Below are 23,967 nucleotides of genomic sequence, written 5' to 3'. Positions count from 1 at the left end.
CGAGCTCACTCCCCGCAAAGCGCCAGGTCAACGGCACAATGCGGGCTCAGAACCACCCTAAGCACGCCCCCCATCCCTACCCACCCCCCAAACCCACAGACCCCGCCCCACCTCCCTCGTACAGACCACCGGAACCGTGACACGCAACCGCCGCACGCAACGGCGGGACCGGGCCCGGCGGGTACCGGCCGGAGGCTTCGCGTGCGCGCTGGACGGTTCCGCCTCGCGGGGGCGGTGGACTCGGGCACCATGGGCGGACAGCTCGACCAGGGCCGCCCCCAGGCCCCGTGCCGCCGAGGACCCGTGTCGTCACCAGGACCCGTGCCACCGCAAGGAGCCGCCGTGCGTGACCAGCCCCAGCCCTCCCTCCGCGACCTGGTACTCGGCCGCCTCGCGGCGTCCGGGCTGGCCCCCGCGACCCGGGAGCTCGTGGCCGGGCTGCTGCCCGAGGTGCGGACCAGGAGCGGCGGTCGGGCCGGGCCGGTGTACCTGCGGTCGATCTCGGCCGCCGGCTGGCGCGGCATCGGGCCGGCCGCGACGCTCGACCTCGAACCCGGCCCCGGCCTCACCGTGATCGCCGGCCGCAACGGCTCGGGGAAGTCGAGCTTCGCCGAGGCGGCGGAGATCGTGCTCACCGGGGACAACTTCCGCTGGCTGGACCGTACTCAGATCTGGAAGCAGGGCTGGCGCAACCTCCACGACCACAGCGCTCCGCAGGTGTCGGTGCAGCTCTGCCTCGACGGCGACCGCGACGTCCACGGCGACGACGACGGCCACGGAGGCGGGCGCGGCGACGCCCGCGGCGCTCCGCTGACCGTGCGCAGGAGCTGGCACGGCAACGGCCTGGAAGACTCCCGGACGGTGGTCCACCGCCCCGGCGGGCCCGAGCAGGACCCCCGCGAGGTCATCGACGCCGAAGACCTCGTCACCTACCGGCCGTTCCTCTCCTACAGCGAGCTCGGCGCGATGATCACCGGGCGGATGAGCGCCCTGCACGACGCGCTCGCGCAGATCCTCGGTCTGGACCTGCTCGCCGACGCCGACACCGAAGCCCGGACCCGCGCGAAGAAGCTCACCGACACGGTCACGGGGGCCACCGAGCTGGTCCGCGCCGTCATCGCCGAACTGTCGGAGTCCGACGACCCGCGGGCCGCCGAAGCCGCGGCGGCGCTCGGCGGACGCCACCCCGACCTCGACCGGTTACGCGCGCTGCTCAAGGGCCAGATCGCGACGGACGGCGCCGAACTCGCCCGGCTGCGCCGCCTCGCCGGCCTCGAAGGCCCCGACCCGCACGAGGTCGCGGGCGCGGTCACCCGGCTCCGGGAGGCCGCCGCCGTCGCCGAGGACGCCCGGTTCGGCGCCGCCGAGGACGCCCGGCAGCTCATCGAACTGCTGGAGCGCGCCCTGGACCACCGCCGCCGCCACCCGCGATCCGGCGACTGCCCCGTGTGCGGCGGCGAAAGCCGCCTCGACGAGGGCTGGTCCGCGCGCGCCCGGGACCAGGTGGAACGGCTCCGGCGGGAGGCCGCCGAGGCGCAGAGCGCCCGTACGGGCCTGGCGGCCGCGGTGCGGGCCGTACGGGACCTCGTACAGCCGGTTCCGGGCTGGCTCCAGGGCGATGCCTCGCCGTTCGCCTCGCTCTGGCACGACTGGGCCGGCTGCCGGGACGTCACCGACCCGCGCGCACTCGCGGACCGGATCGAGCGCGTGGCGGCCGCGATGGCCGACGCCTGCCGGCAGCTGAGCGAGGAGGCCGTGGACCGGATCGCGGAACAGGACGGACGGTGGCAGCCCCTCGCCCTGCGCCTGACCGAATGCCTGCGCGAGGTGGAGAAGGCGGAGGCGGCCCGGCCGCTCGTCAAACAGATCAAGGACGGGCGCGCGTGGCTGAGGAAGGTCACCGACGAACTGCGCGAGGAACGGCTGCGGCCCTTCGCCGACCAGTCGCAGACCATCTGGAAGCTGCTGTGCGAGCGCAGCAGCGTCTCGCTCGGCTCGATCAGCCTCGCGGGCACCGCCAACCAGCGCAAGGTCGTGCTCGACGCCTCCGTGGACACCATCGACGCGCCCGCCTTCGGCGTGATGAGCCAGGGCGAACTCCACTCGCTCGCGCTCTCGCTGTTCCTCCCGCGCGCCACGCACCCGGACAGCCCCTACGGCTTCCTCGTGATCGACGACCCGGTGCAGTCCATGGACCCGGAGAAGGTCGAAGGACTCGCCCGCGTCCTCCAACTCCACTCCCGCAACCGGCAAGTGGTCGTCTTCACCCACGACACCCGGCTCCAGCAGGCCATCCGTCAACTGCGCGTCCCCGCGACGATCATGCAGGTCTCGCGGCAGACCGACTCCGTCGTCCGGGTCACCCGGACCGACGACCCGGTCTCCCTCGCCCTGGGCGAGGCCCGGGCCGTGGCGAGCGACCGCAACCTGCCGCCGGACGTCGCCGACCGGGTGCTGCCCCAGATGTGCCGGGGAGCGCTGGAGGCCGCCTACCTGGAGCCGGCGCGGCGCCGGCTGCGCGCCGACGGGCACAGCCACGACGAGGTCGAGGCGAGGATCGGCAGGACGTACAAACTGACCGAGTTGGCCGCGCTCGCCTTCTACGACAGCACGATGGCGCCGGCCGAGGTGCTCGCCGCGGTCGCCCAGGACCACGGCCCGTGGGCGCGCGTCCTGATCGAGCGGTGCAACGCGGGCGCCCACCAGGCCCCCGCCCCGTCCCGAGCCCCCCTGGACCTGGTACGCGAGACCGAGCGGCTCGCGCGGGCGGTGCAGCACCGGTGACCCGCCCTCCGCACCCCCTCGTGGCCGCCGCCGGCGAGCTGCTCACGCCCCCGCCCGGTACGACGCCCACGCTCGCGCCCGGACTGCGCGCCCGCGCCGCGGCCGCCCTGCTGCGGCTGGCCCTGGACGAGGCCATGGACGACTTCTGGCGGAGCGTCAGCCCCCGCATGGTCCACAGCAGGGGCCGGACCAAGGCGCTCTGCCTGGACTGGTACGTGAGCCCCTCGGTGGCCCGCCAGTGGTACGTCGTCTGGTCCGCCCTCAGCGCCGCCTGCCACCACCACACCTACGAACTGCCGCCCACTCCGGCCGAGGTGAAGGCCTGGCACGCCGACGTCACGGAACTCCTGCGCGCCATGCCGTCCGCCGCGTCCCCCACCGGGCCCTGACGGCAGCCAGTACCGCGGTCTGTATGCAAGGAAGGAACGCCCCACGTGGACACCCGCCGCTACCGCATGGTCGTCACCAGCGGACTCGACTACGTCGGAACCGGAGCCCAGGTCGACGACCGGCTGCGGAACTGGCTGAAGGAGCCGCCCAAGCAGTACGACATCGACGCCTTCGCCGAGGGGCGCAACGAGATAGCCCGGGGCGTGACCCTCGACCACGACTCCGCCACCGGGGCGTCGGGAACGTACGGACGCTGGCGGCTCCGGGAGACCACCCCGGACGGGACCTGGCAGACGACCGTCGTGATCCGGCAGGCCGGGGCCGGCCCGACCTGGGTCCAGCTGGACGTGGAGCACCTTCCCGACGACCCGCACGCCCTTCCCGTACCGGCCAAGACCCCCCGGCTCGCCGGAAACCTGCTCGACGTGCTCCAGGCGCGCGACGGGCTGGCCGACGTGACGCGGATGCCGCAGGTCATCGAGGTCGACGACGTCGACTCCGTCATCGACGAGCTGTGCGACGAGCGGCGGCGCCTGCCCGTCGTCGTGGCCAGCACCCCGTACGGCGTGGACTTCGACGCGTGGCTGGAAGGCACCGTGGACCCCCTGGTCCGCCCGCTGGCCGGCCTCGCCGTCCTCTACGTCCTCGCGCCCGAGGCCGAGCCGCACTTCAACCGGGCCCTGGAACACCACCAGGTCTTCGCCGGCGGGATCCGCACCTACCTGCCGGGAGTGGACCCGGCCTGGGCGGCCGACGGGCAGCGCCACCGCGTGATGTCCCGCAAGGCCGTCACCGAGAGCCCGGCGCGGGCCCGCCATCTCCTCGCCCAGCTGCCGCAGAGCCTGGCGACCCACGCCCCGCTGCCGCCGGCCCTCGACTCCGTACCCCTCCTGCGCGCCCGCACCAAGGAAGGCGTCGGGACGTCCGAGCTGGAACGGCTGAAGGACGAGAACCACGCCCTCTTCGAGATCCTGGAGGAGGCGGGGCGCGAGCAGCGGGTCCGGGCCGACGAGATCCGGGACCTGAAGCAGGAACTGCAGAGCGCTCGGCAGGGCGAATCGCTGCTGACGGTCGAGTACGACGAGCAGTACCGGGACCTGCAGCGCGCCAAGGCCCAGGTACGGGCCCTCCAGAAGAGGCTCCTGGTACTCCACGCCGGCGAGGCCGCGTACATGCCGGTCGAGCCCGGACCTGCCGGACCGGCGTCCTTCGCGGAGATCCTCGCCCGGATCGCCGAGATGCCCCGCGTCCACTTCACCGGCTCCCGCAAGATCACCCTCGAACTCGACGACCAGGCGTACGGCTCCTCCTGGGGCCGCATGACGTGGGACGCCCTGCTGGCGCTCAGCGACTACGCCGACGCCGCGGCCGGCGGCGACACCTCCCGTGACTTCAAGCAGTGGTGCGAGGACGTGCCCGAGGGCATGCACGCCATCTCCCCCCGGAAGATCATCCGGGACGAGTCGAAGTCGGTGAAGAGCAAGACCGACTGGCGCAAGGAACGCACCTTCCCCGTACCGGACCACGTCGACCCCACCCGCAGGGTCTTCATGGGCGCGCACATCAGAATCGGCGGCGGCAACACGGTCGCCCCCCGCCTCCACTACCACGACGCCTCCTGCGCCACCCACGGCATCTTCGTCGGCTACATAGGCCCCCACCTCACCAACACCCTCACCTGACCCCCGGCGCTCTTGTGGGGGTGGGGAGCCGCTGGTGCCATGGCTGGAGGGTCGCGGTGAGCGTCAGGGGGACGGGTGGACGAGTTGCGGGTCACTTCGTGGAAGCGGTACGGGCACGATCGTCTGTACGTGAACCTGCCGGACGGGACGGCGGTGGCGTGGGTGGACCGTACGACAGGAGGGATCACGTTCCTGCGCATGGGCTACGGTGACGCCGTCCTGGACGCGCTGGCCCGCCGGGCGGCCTACGTTCCGTCGGATTCCCCGGAAACCGTCCCCGGGCCGACGCTGCCCCCGCTGACACCGGAGTACGACCTCGCTTCCAACCGCCCCGGTGAGGAGCTGCGGAAGCGGCTCGGCCGGACGGGGCCCGGTCTCCTGGGGCGTGCGGTCGCCCGGGTGCTCCGGCGCGGGACCGACGGGGACGCGTGGCGCAGCGGTCTGGCGGGCGAGCGCCGGGTCGGGGTGGAACTGGACCGGCTGACCCGTCAGGGGTGGCGCGTCCTGCACTCCGTGCCCTTGCCGCGCCAGGTCGACATCGACCACCTGCTCATCGGCCCCGGCGGGGTCTTCACCGTCAACACGAAGCGGCACCCGCGGAAGACCGTCTGGGTCGGGGACGACATGGTGAAGATCAACGGCGGCAAGGCCCAGCCGTACGGGATCAAGAGCCGGTCGGAGGCCGACCGCGCGCGGAAGGTGCTCGAGGAGCACTGCGACTTCGCCGTGCCCGTCGTACCGGTCCTGGTCTTCGTCGACGTCCTCACGCTCGACGTCGTCGCCACGCAGCTCACGATCCGCGTCTACCAGGAACGGGAGGTCTCCGCCCTCGCCCCTCTCTCGGGAGTGTTCAGCTCACCTCAGGTCGAGCAGATCTACGGCGTCGCCCGCGACCGAAGGGCGTGGCTCGCCGCATGACCGGCGCGGGCAGCGCCTCGCTCCGCGGCGAGTGCGTGCGCGAGGCTGTCCCGCGCACTGCCGAGCGCGGCGAGCATCCGCGTCCGGGACTGCTCGAAGCCGGGCTCGACCTCCACACCGAGGTCATGGCGCAGGGTGACCCGCAGCAGATACACGCCGTCGGACAGCGAGCCGCCGAACCACGTCTTGGCCCGCCGGTACGCCTCGTCGAGCCGGGGACTGTCCGGCAGGTCCTTGACGACCGAGTACCCCACTCCGAGCGACCTGTTGAGCGCCGAGGCCACGTCCAGGACCTCGTTCGACAGTGCCATCTGCGCCTGGGAGTACTGCTCGGCCCAGGCTTCCTTCGCGGCGTCGAGCAACGCCGGATCGACGCCCTCACCGCGTTCGGCGGCTTCGACGGTGTCCCGGGCGGCGACCCGGTAGGCGCGAGCCGCGGTGTTCAGCCGGGCATAGAGCTCACGCTTGGCCTCGAACGCCCGCTCGGCGCGCCCCTCGTCACGCTCGCGGTCGGCACGCCGATTCTGCTCCGCCGCCTGAGCCCGCACAGCCCGCTGGCTGAGCACCGCCCCACCCAAAGTGCCGCCCAACGTCCCCCCGACCCCTATGAGCGCGACGGCGAGCGTATTCACATCCACGAGATCCCCCCGGGCCACGGCACGGTCATACGGCTGCACAGCATGGCAGTTGGCCGCGCATACGCGAAGACCCCGTCTCAGCTGAGGCGCTGATGGCGGGGTCTTTGGGCACTTCCTGCGAAGTGCCCCCGGCAGGATTCGAACCTGCGCACACGGCTCCGGAGGCCGTTGCTCTATCCCCTGAGCTACGGGGGCGCGGTCGCTGGTGTTGCGGCGACGGGTTGAACACTACCAGCTTCCGTGGGGTGATCAGGAACGGGTTTCCGGGGGAGGAGGGGGTGGGTCGCCCGCAGGGGGTGGAAGTGGCAAAAACCCGGACGCGGGGGCCCGGCTCGACCTACTCTCGAGTTGTGCCAGGCGTCTCAGGCCGGGTGCTTGTTGTCGACGACAACAAGGTCATCCGGCAGCTGATCAAGGTCAATCTCGAGCTGGAGGGCTTCGAGGTCGTGACCGCGAACGATGGTGCCGAGTGTCTGGACGTGGTCCATCGTGTGTGCCCCGATGTGATCACGCTCGACGTGGTCATGCCGCGGCTGGACGGGTTCGGGGCGGCCGCGCAGTTGCGGGCCGATCCGCGGACCAGGGACGTGCCCGTCGCCATCGTGAGCGCCTGCACGCAGCAGGAGGTGGAGGCCGGGATCGCGGCCGGGGTGGACGCCTTCCTCGCGAAGCCCTTCGAGCCCGCCGAGCTCGTGCGCGTCGTACGCAGGCTGGTCGAGCGCAAGGACCGGCGCGACGGGAGGAAGGGAGCGCCCGCCGGACGCGGGAGGGGCTGAGCCCCCGGCCTCCTGTTCACATGGCGAAACCCTTCGTGGGATGACGCGGCGTCTCCCCTAGGCTGGTCCCGTGACCCCCGCAGACCTCTCCCCTTGCGTCGTACGCGCCGTGCGCTGCGCCGTCGTGGACGGGGAGCTGGCCGCCGCCGCGGCCGCGCCCGAGCGGGTCGTGATCGAGCGGACCCGGCCCGGTGGGGTGGGGGAGTACGCCACCCCCGTCGCCTTCCAGGTCGCCAAGGCGGCCGGCTGCCCGCCCCGTGACGTGGCGGACGTACTGGCCCGCCGGCTCGGCGCGGAGTCCGGCATCGAGCACGTCGAGGTCACGGGAGCCGGGTTCCTCAATTTCGTGCTGTCCGCGCCCTCCGCCCCCGATGTCGTGCGCGACGCCGTCATGCGCGACATCGTCATCCGGGACGTGCGGGGCGGGGCCATGTTCGCCTCCCTCGACGACGAGACCGAGGGCGGGCTGCGCGAGCGCGTTGTGCGCCGTGCCGTCCTGCGGCTCGTGTGCGCCCAGGGCGGCACCGGGCGCGATCTGCCCGAGAGCCTGCCCGTCGCCCCCCTCGCCAAGCGGGACTCCGACGTCGTCGCCCGGTACGGGGCCGCGGCCGCGCACTGGCGGATGCTCTCCGTGCCGCCCCGGGAGACCCCCGTCTTCTCCGAGCTGCTGCTCCTCCAGGGTGAGGCCAACGAGTTCTTCCGGGTGCGGTACGCCCACGCCCGCAGCCGGGCGCTGCTCCGGAACGCCGACCAGCTGGGCTTCCGCCCCGAGACCGGGGAGGTCTCCGACGCGCCCGCGCTGCTGCGCGCCCTCGCCGACCACCCGCTCGCCCTCGAAGCCGCCGCGCACCACCGTGCGCCCGAGCGGCTCACCCGGGACCTCGTCGAGGTGGCGGACGCGCTGCTCGACTTCCAATACCGCGTACTGCCCCAAGGTGACGAGAAACCCTCGGCCGCCCACCGCGCCCGGCTGGCACTTGCCGAAGCCGCCGGGACGGTGCTGGCCGGCGGCCTGGCCCTGCTCGGCATGGACGCACCGACACGACTGTGAACCGCGAAGAGAGATACCGATGAGCCGTTCCGCGCACCCCGCCGGACCCCGCCACGCCGACGTCCTGCCCGAGGGCCACTACTCCCCGCCGCCCGCCGACCTGAACGCGCTGGACGAGAAGGTCTGGGCGCGGACCGTCACGCGCGACAACGAGGGCGTCGTGTCCGTCGGCGGCATCGAAGTGACCCGGCTCGCCGAGGAGTTCGGTACGCCCGCGTACTTCCTCGACGAAGAGGACTTCCGGGCGCGGTGCCGGGCCTGGGCGCACGCCTTCGGTCCCGACGCCGACGTCTTCTACGCCGGGAAGGCGTTCCTCTCCAAGGCCGTCGTGAAGTGGCTGAAGGAAGAGGGGCTGAACGTCGACGTCTGCTCCGGCGGTGAGCTGGCCACCGCGCTCGCCGCCGGGATGCCCGCCCCCCGCATCGCCTTCCACGGCAACAACAAGTCCGAGGGCGAGATCCGCAGGGCCGTCGAGGCCGGGGTCGGACGCATCGTCCTCGACTCCTTCCAGGAGATCGCCCGCGTCGCGCACATCGCCCGTGAGCTCGGCGTGCGCCAGCCCGTGCAGATCCGCGTGACGGTCGGCGTCGAGGCGCACACCCACGAGTTCATCGCCACCGCCCACGAGGACCAGAAGTTCGGGATCGCCGTCGCGGACGGGTCCGCCGCCGAGGCGGTGCGGCGCGCGCTCGGCCACGACAGCCTGGAGCTGCTCGGCGTCCACTCCCACATCGGGTCGCAGATCTTCGACATGGCCGGCTTCGAGGTCTCCGCCAAGCGCGTCGTGCGGCTGCTCGCCGCCGTGCGCGACGAGCACGGCGTGGAGCTGCCCGAGATCGACCTCGGCGGCGGGCTCGGCATCGCCTACACCTCGAACGACGACCCGCGCGAGCCCCACGAGATCGCCAAGGCCCTGCACGAGATCGTGGCCCGGGAGTGCGAGAGCGCCGGACTGCGCGCCCCGCGGATCTCCGTGGAGCCCGGCCGCGCCATCGTCGGCCCGACCGCCTTCACCCTCTACGAGGTGGGGACGATCAAGCCGCTGGAGGGGCTGCGCACCTACGTCTCCGTCGACGGCGGGATGTCCGACAACATTCGGACGGCCCTGTACGACGCCGAGTACTCGATTTCCCTCGTCTCCCGCAATTCCACCGCCGAGCCCATGCTCGTACGCGTCGTCGGCAAGCACTGCGAGAGCGGCGACATCGTCGTGAAGGACGCCTTCCTGCCCGCCGACCTGGCCCCCGGCGACCTCCTCGCCGTCCCGGCCACCGGCGCGTACTGCCGCTCCATGGCCAGCAACTACAACCACGCGCTGCGCCCGCCCGTCGTCGCCGTGCGTGACGGACAGGCCCGAGTCATCGTCCGCCGGGAGACGGAGGAAGATCTCCTGCGTCTCGACCTCGGATAATGAAATTGGTGTCTCACTCACTGGACCGAGGATGGAAACTGCTGTCCATTGAGTGAGACTGGTTCCACCCCTCGCGCAAACCGTGCGCGGGGTATTGATGGAAGATCGAAAGGCGTAGGTCGAATGATGCGTACGCGTCCGCTGAAGGTGGCGCTGCTGGGCTGTGGAGTGGTCGGCTCAGAGGTGGCTCGCATCATGACGACGCACGCCGACGACCTCACGCAGAGGATCGGCGCGCCCGTGGAGCTCGCCGGTGTGGCGGTGCGCCGCCCCTCGAAGGTGCGCGAGGGCATCGACCCCTCCCTGATCACCACCGATGCGACCGCCCTCCTCAAACGCGGTGACATCGACATCGCCATCGAGGTCATCGGCGGCATCGAGCCGGCGCGCGGCCTGATCACCACCGCCTTCGAGCACGGCATCTCCGTGGTCTCGGCGAACAAGGCGCTGCTCGCCCAGGACGGCGCCGCGCTGCACGCGGCGGCCGAGCGGCACGGGCTGGACCTGTACTACGAGGCCGCCGTCGCCGGCGCCATCCCGCTGGTCCGCCCGATGCGCGAGTCGCTCGCGGGCGACAAGATCAACCGGGTGATGGGCATCGTCAACGGCACGACGAACTTCATCCTCGACAAGATGGACTCGACCGGCGCCGGCTACCAGGAGGCGCTCGACGAGGCCACCGCCCTCGGGTACGCCGAAGCCGACCCGACCGCCGACGTCGAGGGCTACGACGCCGCCGCCAAGGCCGCGATCCTGGCCGGCATCGCCTTCCACACCCGCGTCCGCCTGGACGACGTGTACCGCGAGGGCATGACCGAGGTCAGCGCCGCCGACTTCGCCTCCGCCAAGCGGATGGGCTGCACCATCAAGCTCCTCGCCATCCTGGAGCGCGCCGCGGACGGCGAGTCCGTCACCGCCCGCGTCCACCCGGCGATGATCCCGCTCACCCACCCGCTCGCCTCCGTCCGCGAGGCGTACAACGCCGTCTTCGTCGAGGCGGAGGCCGCCGGGCGGCTCATGTTCTACGGGCCCGGCGCGGGCGGCGCGCCGACCGCCTCCGCGGTCCTCGGCGACCTCGTCGCCGTCGCCCGCAACAAGCTCGCCGAGGCAACGGGGCCCGGCGAGTCCGCGTACACCCAGCTGCCGGTCAGCCCCATGGGGGACGTCGTCACGCGCTACCACATCAGCCTCGATGTGGCGGACAAGCCGGGCGTCCTCGCCCAGGTGGCGACCACCTTCGCGGAGCACGGTGTCTCCATCGACACGGTCCGCCAGCAGGGCAAGGACGGCGAGGCCTCCCTCGTCGTCGTCACTCACCGCGCGCCCGACGCCGCCCTCTCCGGGACCGTCGAGGCACTGCGGAAGCTGGACACCGTCCGCGGTGTCGCCAGCATCATGCGTGTTGAAGGGGAGTAAGGACCCATGAGCAGCAATCGCACCCACCAGTGGCGCGGCATCATCGAGGAGTACCGGGACCGCCTGCCGGTGACGGACTCCACTCCGGTGGTGACGCTCCGCGAGGGTGGCACTCCCCTCGTCCCCGCGCAGGTGCTCTCCGAGCGCACCGGCTGCGAGGTCCACCTGAAGGTCGAGGGGGCCAACCCCACCGGTTCCTTCAAGGACCGCGGCATGACCATGGCGATCACCAAGGCCAAGGAGGAGGGCGCCAAGGCGGTCATCTGCGCCTCCACCGGCAACACTTCGGCCTCCGCCGCCGCGTACGCGGTGCGCGCCGGGATGGTCTCCGCGGTGCTCGTGCCGCGCGGCAAGATCGCGCTCGGCAAGATGGGCCAGGCCCTCGTGCACGGCGCCAAGATCCTGCAGGTGGACGGCAACTTCGACGACTGCCTGAACCTGGCCCGCGCGCTCTCCGACAACTACCCGGTCGCGCTGGTCAATTCGGTCAACCCGGTGCGCATCGAGGGCCAGAAGACGGCCGCGTTCGAGATCGTCGACGCGCTCGGCGACGCCCCCGACATCCACGTGCTGCCCGTCGGCAACGCCGGCAACATCACGGCGTACTGGAAGGGCTTCAAGGAGTACAAGGCCGACGGCCTGTCCTCCCGTACGCCCCGCGTGTGGGGTTTCCAGGCCTCCGGCTCCGCGCCGATCGTGCGCGGCGAGATCGTCAAGGAGCCGCACACCATCGCCACCGCGATCCGCATCGGCAACCCGGCCTCCTGGGACTACGCCCTGCAGGCGCGCGACGAGTCGGGCGGCTTCATCGACGAGGTGACCGACCGCCAGATCCTGGCCGCCTACCGGCTGTTGGCCGCGCAGGAGGGCGTCTTCGTCGAGCCCGCCTCGGCCGCCTCGGTGGCGGGCCTGCTCAAGGCCGCCGAGCTGGGCCTGGTGGACCCCGGTCAGAAGATCGTGTGCACCGTCACCGGCAACGGCCTGAAGGACCCCGACTGGGCGATCGCCGGCGCTCCGCAGCCGGTCACCGTTCCGGTGGACGCCGAGGCCGCGGCCATCCGTCTGGGTCTGGTCTAGGCCGGATCCGCGGTGCGGGGACCCGGCAATGCCCGGTCCCCGCGTCGTCCCGGTGGTAACGCACGCCACGTGTGAGCCGGGTTCCGGAGGGCTTCCGAGGCCCTCCGGAACCCGGCAACTCACCCCGTACGACGACAAAAGTGCAGCCGAAGCCGTCGAAGTCCGCGACACGCATCGTGCGCCTCCTGTGCGCCCTATGTCGCGAGAGAACCTTCCTTCGATACGCTGTACTTACATCCGCCACCGCGCATATGACTGCGGTGCTGCCCCGAGGGCCTTCGGGTGTCGTACGTTCTCCAGTACATTCGCAGCGAGCCAGCGAAGAGCGAAGATCTCGCACAGTCACAAGGAGTGTCATCGGACGATGGCCGGTCCAGCGTTCCGCGCCGCCGCCGTACGGGTGCGCGTCCCCGCCAGCAGTGCCAATCTCGGCCCGGGCTTCGATGCCCTGGGCCTGGCCCTGGGGCTCTACGACGACGTAGTCGTCCGGGTGGCCGACTCCGGCCTGAACATCGACATCGCGGGCGAGGGCGCCGACACCCTCCCGCGGGACGAGAGCCACCTGCTCGTACGTGCCATGCGCACCGCCTTCGACCTGCTGGGCGGACAGCCGCGCGGCCTTGAGGTCGTCTGCGCCAACCGGATCCCGCACGGCCGCGGCCTCGGCTCCTCCTCCGCCGCGATCTGCGCCGGCATCGTCGCCGCCCGCGCCGTGACCATAGGCGGCGAGGCCAGGCTCGACGACGCGGCGCTGCTGGAGCTCGCCACCGAGATCGAGGGACACCCCGACAACGTCGCCGCCTGTCTGCTCGGCGGATTCACCCTGGCGTGGATGGACGGCGGCAGTGCCAAGGCGATCCGAATGGAGCCTGCCGAATCCATCGTTCCGGTGGTCTTCGTGCCGTCCAAGCCGGTCCTGACGGAGACCGCGCGCGGCCTGCTGCCGCGCAGCGTCCCGCACGTGGACGCGGCCGTCAACGCGGGCCGTGCGGGCCTGCTCGTGGAAGCCCTGACCAGGCGTCCCGAGCTGCTGCTGCCCGCCACCGAAGACCGGCTCCACCAGGAGTACCGGGCCCCGGCGATGCCCGAGAGCGTCGCACTTGTGAACCGACTGCGGGCGGACGGGATCCCCGCGGTCATCTCCGGCGCGGGCCCCACGGTCCTCGCGCTGGTCGACAACGGCGCGGCCGACAAGGTCGCGCAGCTCGCGGGCGAGGGATGGGCGGCCAACCGGCTCGCCCTCGACGCCGCGGGCGCGAGCGTACTTCCGCTGGGCACCCAGGGCGGCTAAGGCCGTTCCGGTGGGGTGCGCAGCCGGTCAGGGGCGGGCGGCCAGGGCAGGCCGCCCGCGCGGAAGGGCGCGATTGCCGGTGATTGAGAGGGGGAATATCTATTGGATCCGGTAGTGTTAGTCTCAAGTGCGCATCGGAAGCCGCCATGGCTCGGTGCTCAGTGTCCCCATCCGGGACCACATTTCTTCCGGGAGCCTCCCCGACTGCTTTGATCACTTCCAGCAGTTTCGAGCACGCTCCGGAATCGGCGTGACATTCCCACGCTTTCAGCTCGGGGGCTTCTCGCCGGAACCACCCATGCACGTTTCTCTCCCGCCGTATCTCTATCGGCGGACCACCGCCCCGGCACGGTCCACACCTAGGACTGTTGTCGGACAGCACAACCGGTCGCCGAGCCAGACAGGCCGACGTCCGCTCCAGGGAAGGACCCTTCGTGAGCGACACCACCGATCTGATGGGCGCTGCCGACACCTCTGTCGACACCAGTGCCCCCGCCGCGGGCGCCGCACCCAAGCGTCGACGCACCGGCACCGGCCTTGACGGCATGGTCCTGGCCGAGCTGCAGCAGGTCGCGTCGGGCCTCGGGATCAGGGGCACCGCGCGGATGCGCAAGAGCCAGCTGATCGAGGTCATCAAGGAGGCGCAGGCGGGCAGCGGAGCTCCCAAGGCCGCGGCCTCCGCCGCCGGGGACACCGCCGAGGCCAAGCCGAAGCGCCGCGCCACCAGCAAGGCCCGTACGGGTGAGGCCGCCGCAGAGGCGCCCGCCGAGAAGCCTGCCGCGCAGGCGCAGATCGAGATCCCGGGCCAGCCGGCAGGGGGCCCCTCCCGCTCGAGCGCAGCCGAGAGCGGGGGAGAGGACGCGCCGGCCGGCGAGCGCCGCCGCCGTCGCGCCACGGCCCCCTCCGGCAGCCCCGAGGGCTCGGCCCCCGTCGCGGTCCAGGTCGAGCAGAAGACCGAGACCGTGACCGCCGCCCCGGCGCAGTCCGAGGTCAAGGCCGACGCCACGGCGGTCTCCGCCGGCCAGGCGCAGGGTCAGGACGGCGAGGGCCGCGGCCGTCGCGACCGCCGTGACCGCGCCGAGCGCGGCGACCGCCAGCGCGACCGCCGTGACCGTGGTGCCAAGGCCGACGACCAGGGCCAGAGCGGCCAGGGTCAGGCCCCGCAGGGCGGCCAGGGCGGCGGCCGTCAGGACCGCGCCGACCGTCAGGACCGCCAGCAGCAGGGCGGCCGCGGTCAGGGCCAGGGCCAGGGCCAGAGCCAGGGCCAGGGCCAGCAGGGCCGTCAGGACCGCCAGGACAACGGCCCCCAGGACGACTTCGACGGTGAGGACGGCCGTCGCGGCCGTCGCGGCCGCTACCGCGACCGCCGTGGCCGTCGTGGCCGCGACGAGTTCGCGCCGAGCGAGCCGCAGGTCGCCGACGACGACGTGCTGATCCCCGTCGCGGGCATCCTCGACATCCTCGACAACTACGCGTTCATCCGGACCTCGGGCTACCTGCCCGGTCCCAACGACGTGTACGTGTCCCTCGCCCAGGTCCGCAAGGCCGGCCTGCGCAAGGGTGACCACACCACCGGTGCGGTCCGTCAGCCCAAGGACGGCGAGCGCCGCGAGAAGTTCAACGCCCTCGTGCGTCTGGACTCGGTGAACGGCATGGCGCCCGAATCCGGCCGTGGCCGCCCGGAGTTCCAGAAGCTGACCCCGCTCTACCCGCAGGACCGGCTCCGTCTGGAGACCGACCCGGGCGTGCTGACCACCCGCATCATCGACCTCGTGTCGCCGATCGGAAAGGGTCAGCGCGGTCTGATCGTGGCCCCGCCGAAGACCGGCAAGACCATGATCATGCAGGCGATCGCCAACGCGATCACCGTCAACAACCCCGAGTGCCACCTGATGGTCGTCCTGGTCGACGAGCGTCCGGAAGAGGTCACCGACATGCAGCGGTCGGTCAAGGGCGAGGTCATCTCCTCGACCTTCGACCGCCCGGCCGAGGACCACACCACCGTCGCCGAGCTGGCCATCGAGCGCGCCAAGCGTCTCGTCGAGCTGGGTCACGACGTGGTCGTCCTGCTGGACTCCATCACCCGTCTGGGCCGTGCGTACAACCTCTCGGCGCCCGCCTCCGGCCGCATCCTGTCCGGTGGTGTCGACTCGACCGCGCTGTACCCGCCGAAGCGCTTCTTCGGTGCCGCGCGCAACATCGAGGACGGCGGCTCGCTGACCATCCTGGCCACCGCGCTGGTCGACACCGGCTCGCGCATGGACGAGGTGATCTTCGAGGAGTTCAAGGGCACCGGCAACATGGAGCTCAAGCTCGACCGGAAGCTCGCCGACAAGCGCATCTTCCCGGCCGTCGACGTCGACCCGTCGGGCACCCGCAAGGAGGAGATCCTCCTCAACGCGGAGGAGCTCGCCATCGTCTGGAAGCTGCGCCGGGTGCTGCACGCGCTCGACTCGCAGCAGGCGATCGAGCTGCTGCTCGACAAGATGAAGCAGACGAAGTCGAACGCCGAGTTCCTGATGCAGATCGCGAAGACGACCCCGTCGGGCAAGAACGACGACTGAGGTCGGCGTCGGGCGTATGACGCCTGACACACGGCATCACCCCGGCAGCCCCCGTCGCACCAGCGGCGGGGGCTGCCGGGCGTTCAGGGGCCTCCACGGGGCTCCACACGGCTCCACGGGCACCGGTGCGGGCTTCACCACACCCCGCCCCTGGAACCCTGCAGGACGTTCACCCGTCTGTGTGAGAGGGGCCCGCGGAGTGGACGGCGGGCCGGAACGGACCAGGGGACCGGACTCAGGGACTGAGGACAGCATGACCGAGGACAGCAAGGGCCGCGGCCGACGTGCCGCGGGCCGGCGCCGACGCAAGCCGCCGAAGCGCCGCAGGGCTCTCGTCATCGCCGCGTGGAGCGCGGCGGGGGTGGTCCTGCTGGGAGGCGCGGGCCTCGGCTACTTCTACTTCAAGCTCAACGGCAATCTGAAGACCGTCGACATCGACCAGGCCCTCGGCACCGACCGCCCGCAGAACGTCGACAACGGCTCGATGGACATCCTGGTCCTCGGCTCCGACTCCCGCGGCGGCGCCAATGGCGAGTACGGCCAGGACGACGGCGGCTCGGCCCGCTCCGACACCGCGATGATCGTCCACCTCTACGAGGGCCACAAGCAGGCCAGTGTCGTGTCGATACCGCGCGACACCATGACGGCCCGTCCCGAATGCCCCACCGGCAAGGGCAAGACCGACCCGGGCGGCCCGCGCAAGCAGTTCAACGAGGCGTACACCATCGGCGGGGCCGCCTGCGCGGTCAAGACCGTCGAGAAGATGTCGGGGATCCGGATGGACCACTACATCGAGGTCGACTTCACGGGCTTCAAGAAGATCATCGACAACCTCGGCGGCGTCGACGTGACCACCACCAAGCCGATCAAGGACGGCGCCAGCCACCTGGACCTCGCGGCCGGCCCGAACCACCTCGACGGCGAACAGGCCCTCGGCCTCGTCCGGACCCGCAAGAGCGTCGGCGACGGCAGCGACCTGGGCCGAATACAGCTCCAGCAGGCCTTCATCAAGGCACTGATCAAGCAGGTCAAGAGCATCGGGGTGTTCGACAACCCCAAGCGGCTGGTCGACCTCGCCGACTCCGCGACCAAGGCGATCACCACCGACAAGGCGCTCGGCGACGTGAAGTCCCTCATGGGCTTCGCCCAGGGCCTGCAGGGCATCGAGGCCCAGAACATGCACATGATCACCCTGCCGGTGACGGTGGACCCGCGTGACGCCGATCGCGTCGCCCCGCTGACGAAGGAGTCGAAGCTCGTCTGGGAAGCGCTGCTCGCGGACCAGCCGGTCCCGGCCGAGGCCACCGAGAAGTCCATGGGGGACAAGGGCACCGTCGGCGGCATCGTCCAGTAGGGAGCCCCTGCTCAGGCGGCTTTCGAACGGAATCCGCGGGGGCGCGGAATAGATGCCGGCCCCCCTCCGTTGAGGGAGGCGTCCTCAGAATTTTGACAGGCAGCCCGGTCCTGGCAGACTGGTCTGTCGGCCCCGGTTCACGCAGTGCGCAATTCGGCTCCTGCGACCCGGCGCCCTCCCGAATCTAGGAGACACCTTGAAGCGCGAAGTTCACCCCGAGTACGTCGAGACCCAGGTCAGCTGCACCTGTGGCGCGTCGTTCACCACCCGTAGCACCCTGACCGAGGGCTCCATCCGAGCCGAGGTCTGCTCCGAGTGCCACCCGTTCTACACGGGCAAGCAGAAGATCCTCGACACCGGTGGCCGCGTGGCCCGCTTCGAGGCGCGCTTCGGCAAGGGTGCGGCCAAGAAGTAGCGCGACCCAGGCGCCGGTCACCGGCCGCCCCCTGTCCACTCGGGGGCGGCCGGACCGGCGCCTTTGTCGTCGTCTCGCCAAGTCACCCCGTTCGTACTTTCACCACAGGAGCCCCCGATGTTCGAGGCGGTCGAGGAATTGGTCGGCGAACACGCCGATCTTGAGAAGAAGCTCGCCGACCCTTCGGTCCACTCGGATCAGGCCAACGCGCGCAAGCTGAACAAGCGCTACGCGGAGCTGACCCCGATCATCGCGACCTTCCGTGCCTGGAAGCAGTCGGCCGAGGACATCGAGACGGCCAAGGAGTTCGCGGCCGACGACCCGGACTTCGCCGCAGAGGTCAAGGAGCTGACCCAGCAGCGCGAGGAGCTCACCGAGAAGCTCCGCCTGCTGCTGGTCCCGCGCGACCCCAGCGACGACAAGGACGTGCTCCTGGAGGTCAAGGCGGGCGCGGGCGGCGACGAGTCGGCGCTGTTCGCCGGCGACCTGCTGCGCATGTACCTGCGCTACGCCGAGCGGGTGGGCTGGAAGACCGAGATCATCGACGCCACCGAGTCCGAGCTCGGCGGCTACAAGGACGTCCAGGTCTCCGTCCGCACCAAGGGCGGCAACGGCGCCACCGAGCCCGGCCAGGGCGTGTGGGCCCGCCTGAAGTACGAGGGCGGCGTGCACCGCGTCCAGCGCGTTCCGGCCACCGAGTCCCAGGGCCGCATCCACACCTCCGCCGCCGGCGTGCTCGTCACCCCGGAGGCCGAGGAGGTCGAGGTCGAGGTCAACATGAACGACCTCCGCATCGACGTGTACCGCTCCTCCGGCCCCGGCGGCCAGTCCGTCAACACCACCGACTCGGCCGTGCGCATCACGCACATCCCGACCGGTGTGGTCGCCTCCTGCCAGAACGAGAAGAGCCAGCTCCAGAACAAGGAGCAGGCCATGCGCATCCTGCGCTCGCGCCTGCTGGCCGCCGCCCAGGAAGCCGCCGAGCAGGAGGCCTCCGACGTGCGCCGCAGCCAGGTGCGCAGCGTGGACCGGTCCGAGAAGATCCGTACGTACAACTACCCGGAAAACCGGATCTCGGACCACCGGACCGGTTTCAAGGCGTACAACTTGGACCAGGTGCTCGACGGTGACCTCGATCCGGTCATCCAGGCCTGCGTGGACACCGACTCCGCAGCCAAGCTCGCGGCCGCGCACTGACCCTGATCCCTGCTTCACCCCCCGTTCGACAGCAGCCCGGAGGACCAGCGTGAACTTGCTGCTTGCCGAGGTGGCCCAGGCCACCCAGCGGCTGGCCGCCGCCGGCGTGCCCTCACCGCGTTTCGACGCGGAGGAGCTCGCGGCCTTCGTGCACGGCGTCAAACGGGGGGAACTGCACCACGTCAAGGACGCGGACTTCGACGCCCGCTACTGGGAGGCCGTCGCCCGCCGCGAGGCGCGCGAGCCGCTCCAGCACATCACCGGCCGCGCCTTCTTCCGGTACCTGGAGCTCCAGGTCGGACCCGGGGTGTTCGTCCCCCGGCCCGAGACCGAGTCGGTCGTCGACTGGGCCATACACGCCGTCCGGGCGATGGACGTGGTCGAGCCGATGATCGTGGACCTGTGCACCGGCTCCGGCGCGATCGCGCTGGCCATGGCGCAGGAGGTGCCGCGCTCGCGCGTGCACGCGGTCGAGCTGTCCGAGGCCGCCCTGCGGTGGACCCGCAAGAACGCCGAGGGCTCCCGGGTCACCGTCCACCAGGGCGACGCCCTGAGCGCGCTGCCGGAGCTCGACGGCCAGGTCGACCTGGTCATCTCCAACCCGCCGTACATCCCGCTCACCGAGTGGGAGTACGTCGCCCCCGAGGCCCGCGACCACGACCCGGAGATGGCGCTCTTCTCCGGCGAGGACGGCCTCGACACCATCCGCGGCATCGAACGCACCGCCCACCGGCTGCTGCGGCCCGGCGGCATCGTCGTCATCGAGCACGCCGACACCCAGGGCGGCCAGGTCCCGTGGATCTTCGCCGAGGAGCGGGGCTGGGCCGACGCGGCCGACCACCCGGACCTCAACAACCGCCCCCGCTTCGCGACCGCGCGCAAGGCACTGCCGTGACCGGCGCGACGATTCCCGCCACCCCCCTGCTGCACGAGGAGGCCCGCTGATGGCCCGGCGATACGACTGCAACGACGCGACGGACCGTAAGACGGGTCTGCGTGAAGCCGCATCCGCCGTGCGCCGCGGCGAGCTCGTCGTGCTGCCCACCGACACCCTGTACGGGATCGGCGCGGACGCCTTCAGCCCGGAGGCCGTCCACGACCTGCTCGCCGCCAAGGGGCGCGGGCGCGGTATGCCCACCCCGGTGCTCATCGGCTCCCCGAACACCCTGCACGGCCTCGTCACGGACTTCTCCGAGCAGGCGTGGGAGCTCGTCGACGCCTTCTGGCCGGGCGCGCTGACGCTGGTGGCCAAGCACCAGCCGTCCCTCGCGTGGGACCTGGGGGACACCGACGGCACGGTCGCCGTCCGCATGCCCCTGCACCCCGTCGCGATCGAGCTGCTGACCGAGGTCGGCCCGATGGCGGTGTCCTCGGCCAACCTGTCCGGGCAGCCGGCGCCCGAGGACTGCGACGCCGCGCGCGAGATGCTCGGGGACTCCGTGTCCGTGTACCTGGACGGCGGCCCGACGCCCGGCATCCAGCCGTCGTCGATCGTCGACGTCACCGGGAAGGTTCCCGTCCTGCTGCGGGAGGGCGCGCTCAGCGCCGAGCAGCTGCGGGAGGTCGTACCCGACCTCGAGGTCGCCCCGTGAGCCCTGAGGGGCGTGGCATAGCTGGGGGAAACGCTTTCCGCATACTCCACGTCAGCACCGGCAACGTGTGCCGCTCGCCGATCACCGAGCGGCTGACGAGGCACGCCCTGTCGCACCGGCTGGGCGGGATCGTGACGGGCGACCTCATCGTGGAGAGCGCCGGCACGTGGGGCCACGAGGGCGCCCCGATGGAGGCCAATGCGGCCGCCGTCCTGGCGGACTTCGGCGCCGACGCCTCCGGTTTCACCGGGCGCGAGCTGCTGGACGAGCACGTCATACGTGCCGACCTGGTCCTGACCGCCACCCGTGACCACCGGGCGCAGGTCATCTCGATGGGCCACTCCGCCGGGCTGCGGACCTTCACGCTGAAGGAGTTCACCCGGCTGGTGCGGGCGATAGATCCGGCCACGCTGCCGCCGCTGGACGACGGCATGGCGGAGCGGGCGCGGGCGCTCGTGCGGGCCGCCGCGGCGCTGCGGGGGTGGCTGCTGGCGCCTTCGCCGGACGCGGACGAGGTGTACGACCCGTACGGGGCGCCGATCACCTTCTTCCGGTCGATCGGCGACGAGATCAACCAGGCGCTGGACCCCGTGGTCACGGCCCTGACGGGCGTCACGGCCTCACGCTGACCCCGCGGGCCGCGGCCACCGGCGGTGCCGCAGGGCGCGGTGCGGGGTGCGGGCCTACAGTGGCTGGTACCCGGTACCACCTGGAGTCGTGCCATGAGCGTCATCACCCAGCCCACGGACCTGCTGCGGCAGCAGGATCCGCAGATGGCCGACGTGCTCGACGGGGAGCGGCGGCGGCAGGCCGGGAGCCTGCAGCTGATCGCCGCCGAGAACTTCACCTCCGCGGCCGTGCTCACCGCACTGGGATCGCCGCTCGCCAACAAGTACGCCGAGGGGTACCCCGGCAACCGGTACCACGGCGGCTGCGAATACGCCGACCTGGCCGAGCAGACCGCCGTCGAGCGGGCCAAGGCCCTGTTCGGGGCCGAGCACGCGAACGTGCAGCCGCACTCCGGCTCCTCCGCCGTGCTGGCGGCGTACGCCGCGCTGCTGCGGCCCGGGGACACCGTGCTGGCGATGGGGCTCCCGTACGGGGGCCACCTCACCCACGGCTCGCCCGCCAACTTCTCCGGGCGCTGGTTCGACTTCGTGGGGTACGGGGTCGACGCCGAGACGGGTCTCATCGACTACCGGCAGGTGCAGGACCTCGCCCGCGAGCACCGCCCCAAGGCGATCGTGTGCGGCTCCATCTCCTACCCCCGCCACCCCGAGTACTCGGCGTTCCGGGAGATCGCCGACGAGGTCGGGGCCTATCTGATCGCCGACGCGGCCCATCCGATCGGGCTGGTGGCCGGCGGGGCCGCGCCCAGCCCCGTGCCCTACGCCGACGTCGTCTGCGCGACCACGCACAAGGTGCTGCGCGGGCCGCGCGGCGGGATGGTCCTGTGCGGGGCGGAGTTCGCGGAGCGCATCGACCGGGCGGTGTTCCCCTTCACCCAGGGCGGCGCCCAGATGAACACCATCGCCGCCAAGGCCGTGGCCTTCGGCGAGGCGGCCCGGCCGGCCTTCACCACCTACGCCCACCGGGTCGTCGCCAATGCCCGGGTGCTGGCCGGCGCCCTCGAAGAGCACGGTTTCACCATCACCACCGGCGGCACAGACACGCATCTGATCACCGCCGACCCGGCGCCGCTGGGCATGGACGGCCCGACCGCCCGCGGCCGGCTGGCCGCCGCCGGGATCGTCCTCGACACCTGCGCCCTCCCGTACGGGGACCAGCGGGGCGTCCGGCTGGGAACGGCCGCGGTGACCACCCAGGGGATGGGGGAGGCGGAGATGCGCCGGATCGCGGCGCTGTTCGCCGCGGGGCTGCGCGAAGACGGCGCGAAGACTCGTACGGAGGTCAATGAGCTGGCACTCGAATTTCCCCCTTACGGGGAGTAATCAGGACAAGAGGGGCGTAGTGCAACCGGGATACGGCCCCCTCGCGTCCTCGGGGGAGGGGACATCGCAGCTAATGTGTGGGGCTGAGATGGCCGGCGATACATCTGGGGCAGCCCGTGCGTGAATATCTGCTGACGCTTTGCGTCACGGTCGCGGTGACCTACCTGCTGACCGGGCCCGTGCGGAAGTTCGCGATCGCGGCCGGGGCCATGCCGGAGATCCGTGCCCGCGACGTGCACCGAGAGCCCACGCCACGGCTGGGCGGCATCGCCATGTTCGGCGGTCTGTGCGCGGGCCTGCTGGTCGCCGACCACCTGCGGAACCTCAACGGCGTCTTCGAGCTGTCGAACGAACCGCGCGCCCTGCTCTCCGGCGCGGCCCTGATCTGGCTCGTCGGCGTCCTCGACGACAAGTTCGAGATCGACGCACTCATCAAGCTCGGCGCCCAGATGATCTCCGCCGGCGTGATGGTCATGCAGGGCCTGACGATCCTGTGGATCCCGGTCCCCTTCTTCGGCCCGGTCTCGCTCACCCAGTGGCAGGGCAACCTGCTCACCGTGGCCCTCGTGGTGGTCACCATCAACGCGGTGAACTTCGTCGACGGCCTCGACGGCCTGGCCGCCGGCATGGTCTGCATCGCCGCTGCGGCGTTCTTCCTCTACGCGTACCGGATCTGGTTCGGCTACGGCATCGAGTCGGCGGCGCCCGCCACCCTCTTCGCCGCCATCCTGATGGGCATGTGCCTCGGCTTCCTGCCGCACAACATGCATCCCGCGCGGATCTTCATGGGCGACTCCGGCTCGATGCTGATCGGCCTGGTGCTCGCCGCCGCCGCCATCTCCATCACGGGCCAGGTGGACCCCGACGCCCTCGCCCTGTACGCGCAGGGCGAGCGCAACGCGACGCACGCGATGCTCCCCGCGTACATCCCGCTGATCCTGCCCCTGACGATCATCGCGATCCCGATGGCGGACCTGGTCCTGGCCATCGTGCGGCGTACGTGGAAGGGCCAGTCGCCCTTCGCGGCCGACCGCGGGCACCTCCACCACCGGCTGCTGGAGCTCGGGCATTCGCACAGCCGCGCGGTCCTGATCATGTACTTCTGGTCGGGGCTGATCGCCTTCGGCACGGTGGCGTATTCGGTGCATTCCTCCACCATGTGGATCGTGCTGGCGATCGCCGCGCTGAGCGCCGTGGGTCTGCTCCTGCTGCTCCTGCCGCGCTTCACCCCCCGCACCCCGCGGTGGGCGGAGGCTCTGGTTCCGCCGCGCTACCGGCACGCCGCACGGGCGGCCGAGGCAGCCGCGGAAGCGGCCGCGCTGGATGCCTCGGGCGCGGAGCCGCAGCCCGCCAGGCCGATCGCGGCGGGTGTCTCCGGCGTCAACGGGGCGACCGCCGTGGGCCCCCGTTCGCGCTTCCCCGACCGGCGTAAGGCTGAATCCACCCGCTGACAGCGGCA

20 protein-coding genes and 1 tRNA gene are annotated in these 23,967 nt (G+C 71.6%); 19 read left to right on the top strand and 2 right to left on the bottom strand.

The window, feature by feature from the left end:
• The first annotated feature begins 342 nt into the window (after window positions 1-342).
• The 4 genes from ACFYZ4_RS20455 (at window position 343) to ACFYZ4_RS20440 (ending at window position 5,774) form a co-directional block, all read left to right on the top strand.
• Complete coding sequence (locus tag ACFYZ4_RS20455) at window positions 343-2,784, top strand: AAA family ATPase (RefSeq protein ID WP_390784495.1); 2,442 nt, start codon at window positions 343-345, stop codon at window positions 2,782-2,784.
• The gene (locus ACFYZ4_RS20450) at window positions 2,781-3,173 is read left to right on the top strand and encodes a hypothetical protein (RefSeq protein WP_351583548.1); all 393 of its coding nucleotides are present in this window, start codon (window positions 2,781-2,783) and stop codon (window positions 3,171-3,173) included. The genes ACFYZ4_RS20455 and ACFYZ4_RS20450 overlap by 4 nt, the downstream gene beginning before the upstream one ends.
• Before the next feature lie 45 nt (window positions 3,174-3,218).
• Entirely contained in the window at window positions 3,219-4,856 is a 1,638-nt protein-coding gene (locus ACFYZ4_RS20445; protein ID WP_384342822.1) for a hypothetical protein, read from the top strand.
• Window positions 4,857-4,931: 75 nt separating this feature from the next.
• Entirely contained in the window at window positions 4,932-5,774 is an 843-nt protein-coding gene (locus ACFYZ4_RS20440; protein WP_390784494.1) for a nuclease-related domain-containing protein, read from the top strand.
• Here the strand turns inward: ACFYZ4_RS20440 and ACFYZ4_RS20435 are convergent.
• Together ACFYZ4_RS20435 and ACFYZ4_RS20430 are read right to left on the bottom strand one after the other, a co-directional pair.
• Entirely contained in the window at window positions 5,732-6,322 is a 591-nt protein-coding gene (locus ACFYZ4_RS20435; RefSeq protein WP_390784493.1) for a hypothetical protein, read from the bottom strand. The genes ACFYZ4_RS20440 and ACFYZ4_RS20435 overlap by 43 nt on opposite strands.
• A gap of 213 nt (window positions 6,323-6,535) precedes the next feature.
• Window positions 6,536-6,607: transfer RNA gene (locus ACFYZ4_RS20430), tRNA-Arg, on the bottom strand.
• Between the two features lie 83 nt (window positions 6,608-6,690).
• On the opposite strand from ACFYZ4_RS20430, the gene ACFYZ4_RS20425 reads away from it, so the two are divergent.
• From ACFYZ4_RS20425 to ACFYZ4_RS20355, 15 genes are all read left to right on the top strand, one after another.
• On the top strand, window positions 6,691-7,188 hold the full coding sequence (locus ACFYZ4_RS20425) for a response regulator (protein WP_351303555.1): 498 nt from the start codon (window positions 6,691-6,693) through the stop codon (window positions 7,186-7,188).
• A 70-nt stretch (window positions 7,189-7,258) separates the two neighbouring features.
• Window positions 7,259-8,239 carry an ArgS-related anticodon-binding protein NrtL gene (gene nrtL, locus ACFYZ4_RS20420; protein WP_351303538.1) on the top strand — a complete coding sequence of 327 codons (981 nt, stop codon included), beginning with the start codon at window positions 7,259-7,261 and terminating at the stop codon, window positions 8,237-8,239.
• Between the two features lie 19 nt (window positions 8,240-8,258).
• Window positions 8,259-9,650 (top strand): diaminopimelate decarboxylase, encoded by a 1,392-nt coding sequence (gene lysA / locus ACFYZ4_RS20415; protein WP_351303536.1) that lies wholly within the window; start codon window positions 8,259-8,261, stop codon window positions 9,648-9,650.
• 126 nt (window positions 9,651-9,776) lie between these two features.
• The gene (locus tag ACFYZ4_RS20410) at window positions 9,777-11,066 is read left to right on the top strand and encodes a homoserine dehydrogenase (protein WP_351303552.1); all 1,290 of its coding nucleotides are present in this window, start codon (window positions 9,777-9,779) and stop codon (window positions 11,064-11,066) included.
• 6 nt (window positions 11,067-11,072) lie between these two features.
• On the top strand, window positions 11,073-12,143 hold the full coding sequence (gene thrC / locus ACFYZ4_RS20405) for a threonine synthase (protein WP_390784492.1): 1,071 nt from the start codon (window positions 11,073-11,075) through the stop codon (window positions 12,141-12,143).
• Window positions 12,144-12,507: 364 nt separating this feature from the next.
• Window positions 12,508-13,434: a homoserine kinase gene (gene thrB, locus ACFYZ4_RS20400; RefSeq protein ID WP_351293175.1), complete on the top strand. Its 927-nt coding sequence runs from the start codon at window positions 12,508-12,510 to the stop codon at window positions 13,432-13,434.
• A gap of 434 nt (window positions 13,435-13,868) precedes the next feature.
• Window positions 13,869-15,998 (top strand): transcription termination factor Rho, encoded by a 2,130-nt coding sequence (gene rho / locus ACFYZ4_RS20395; protein WP_390784491.1) that lies wholly within the window; start codon window positions 13,869-13,871, stop codon window positions 15,996-15,998.
• A 253-nt stretch (window positions 15,999-16,251) separates the two neighbouring features.
• Window positions 16,252-17,352 carry an LCP family protein gene (locus ACFYZ4_RS20390; protein ID WP_351293179.1) on the top strand — a complete coding sequence of 367 codons (1,101 nt, stop codon included), beginning with the start codon at window positions 16,252-16,254 and terminating at the stop codon, window positions 17,350-17,352.
• 196 nt (window positions 17,353-17,548) lie between these two features.
• The gene (gene rpmE / locus ACFYZ4_RS20385; protein ID WP_351293181.1) at window positions 17,549-17,767 is read left to right on the top strand and encodes a 50S ribosomal protein L31; all 219 of its coding nucleotides are present in this window, start codon (window positions 17,549-17,551) and stop codon (window positions 17,765-17,767) included.
• Between the two features lie 117 nt (window positions 17,768-17,884).
• Complete coding sequence (prfA, locus tag ACFYZ4_RS20380) at window positions 17,885-18,964, top strand: peptide chain release factor 1 (RefSeq protein ID WP_351293183.1); 1,080 nt, start codon at window positions 17,885-17,887, stop codon at window positions 18,962-18,964.
• A gap of 49 nt (window positions 18,965-19,013) precedes the next feature.
• Complete coding sequence (gene prmC, locus ACFYZ4_RS20375) at window positions 19,014-19,859, top strand: peptide chain release factor N(5)-glutamine methyltransferase (RefSeq protein WP_351293185.1); 846 nt, start codon at window positions 19,014-19,016, stop codon at window positions 19,857-19,859.
• A gap of 49 nt (window positions 19,860-19,908) precedes the next feature.
• Window positions 19,909-20,556 (top strand): L-threonylcarbamoyladenylate synthase, encoded by a 648-nt coding sequence (locus ACFYZ4_RS20370; protein ID WP_351293187.1) that lies wholly within the window; start codon window positions 19,909-19,911, stop codon window positions 20,554-20,556.
• Window positions 20,553-21,185, top strand: coding sequence for a protein-tyrosine-phosphatase (locus tag ACFYZ4_RS20365; protein WP_351293191.1), 633 nt, complete (start codon window positions 20,553-20,555; stop codon window positions 21,183-21,185). Before ACFYZ4_RS20370 ends, ACFYZ4_RS20365 begins: the two co-directional genes overlap by 4 nt.
• Window positions 21,186-21,278: 93 nt before the next feature.
• Window positions 21,279-22,508 carry a serine hydroxymethyltransferase gene (glyA, locus tag ACFYZ4_RS20360; protein WP_351293194.1) on the top strand — a complete coding sequence of 410 codons (1,230 nt, stop codon included), beginning with the start codon at window positions 21,279-21,281 and terminating at the stop codon, window positions 22,506-22,508.
• Window positions 22,509-22,624: 116 nt separating this feature from the next.
• Window positions 22,625-23,959 (top strand): MraY family glycosyltransferase, encoded by a 1,335-nt coding sequence (locus ACFYZ4_RS20355; RefSeq protein WP_351293197.1) that lies wholly within the window; start codon window positions 22,625-22,627, stop codon window positions 23,957-23,959.
• Window positions 23,960-23,967 lie beyond the last annotated feature (8 nt).

This window comes from Streptomyces sp. NPDC001513 (assembly GCF_042894695.1).
Taxonomy (GTDB): Bacteria; Actinomycetota; Actinomycetes; order Streptomycetales; family Streptomycetaceae; genus Streptomyces.
This window is presented reverse-complemented; position numbering and strand designations above follow the sequence as displayed.

What these genes read in the sequence shown, in the direction of transcription:
- ACFYZ4_RS20370 (WP_351293187.1), top strand. Translation starts at nt 19,909, where the DNA reads ATGGCCCGGCGATACGACTGCAACGACGCGACGGACCGTAAGACGGGT.
- ACFYZ4_RS20410 (WP_351303552.1), top strand. Translation starts at nt 9,777, where the DNA reads ATGCGTACGCGTCCGCTGAAGGTGGCGCTGCTGGGCTGTGGAGTGGTC.
- thrC (WP_390784492.1), top strand. Translation starts at nt 11,073, where the DNA reads ATGAGCAGCAATCGCACCCACCAGTGGCGCGGCATCATCGAGGAGTAC.
- prfA (WP_351293183.1), top strand. Translation starts at nt 17,885, where the DNA reads ATGTTCGAGGCGGTCGAGGAATTGGTCGGCGAACACGCCGATCTTGAG.
- lysA (WP_351303536.1), top strand. Translation starts at nt 8,259, where the DNA reads ATGAGCCGTTCCGCGCACCCCGCCGGACCCCGCCACGCCGACGTCCTG.
- thrB (WP_351293175.1), top strand. Translation starts at nt 12,508, where the DNA reads ATGGCCGGTCCAGCGTTCCGCGCCGCCGCCGTACGGGTGCGCGTCCCC.
- glyA (WP_351293194.1), top strand. Translation starts at nt 21,279, where the DNA reads ATGAGCGTCATCACCCAGCCCACGGACCTGCTGCGGCAGCAGGATCCG.
- ACFYZ4_RS20390 (WP_351293179.1), top strand. Translation starts at nt 16,252, where the DNA reads ATGACCGAGGACAGCAAGGGCCGCGGCCGACGTGCCGCGGGCCGGCGC.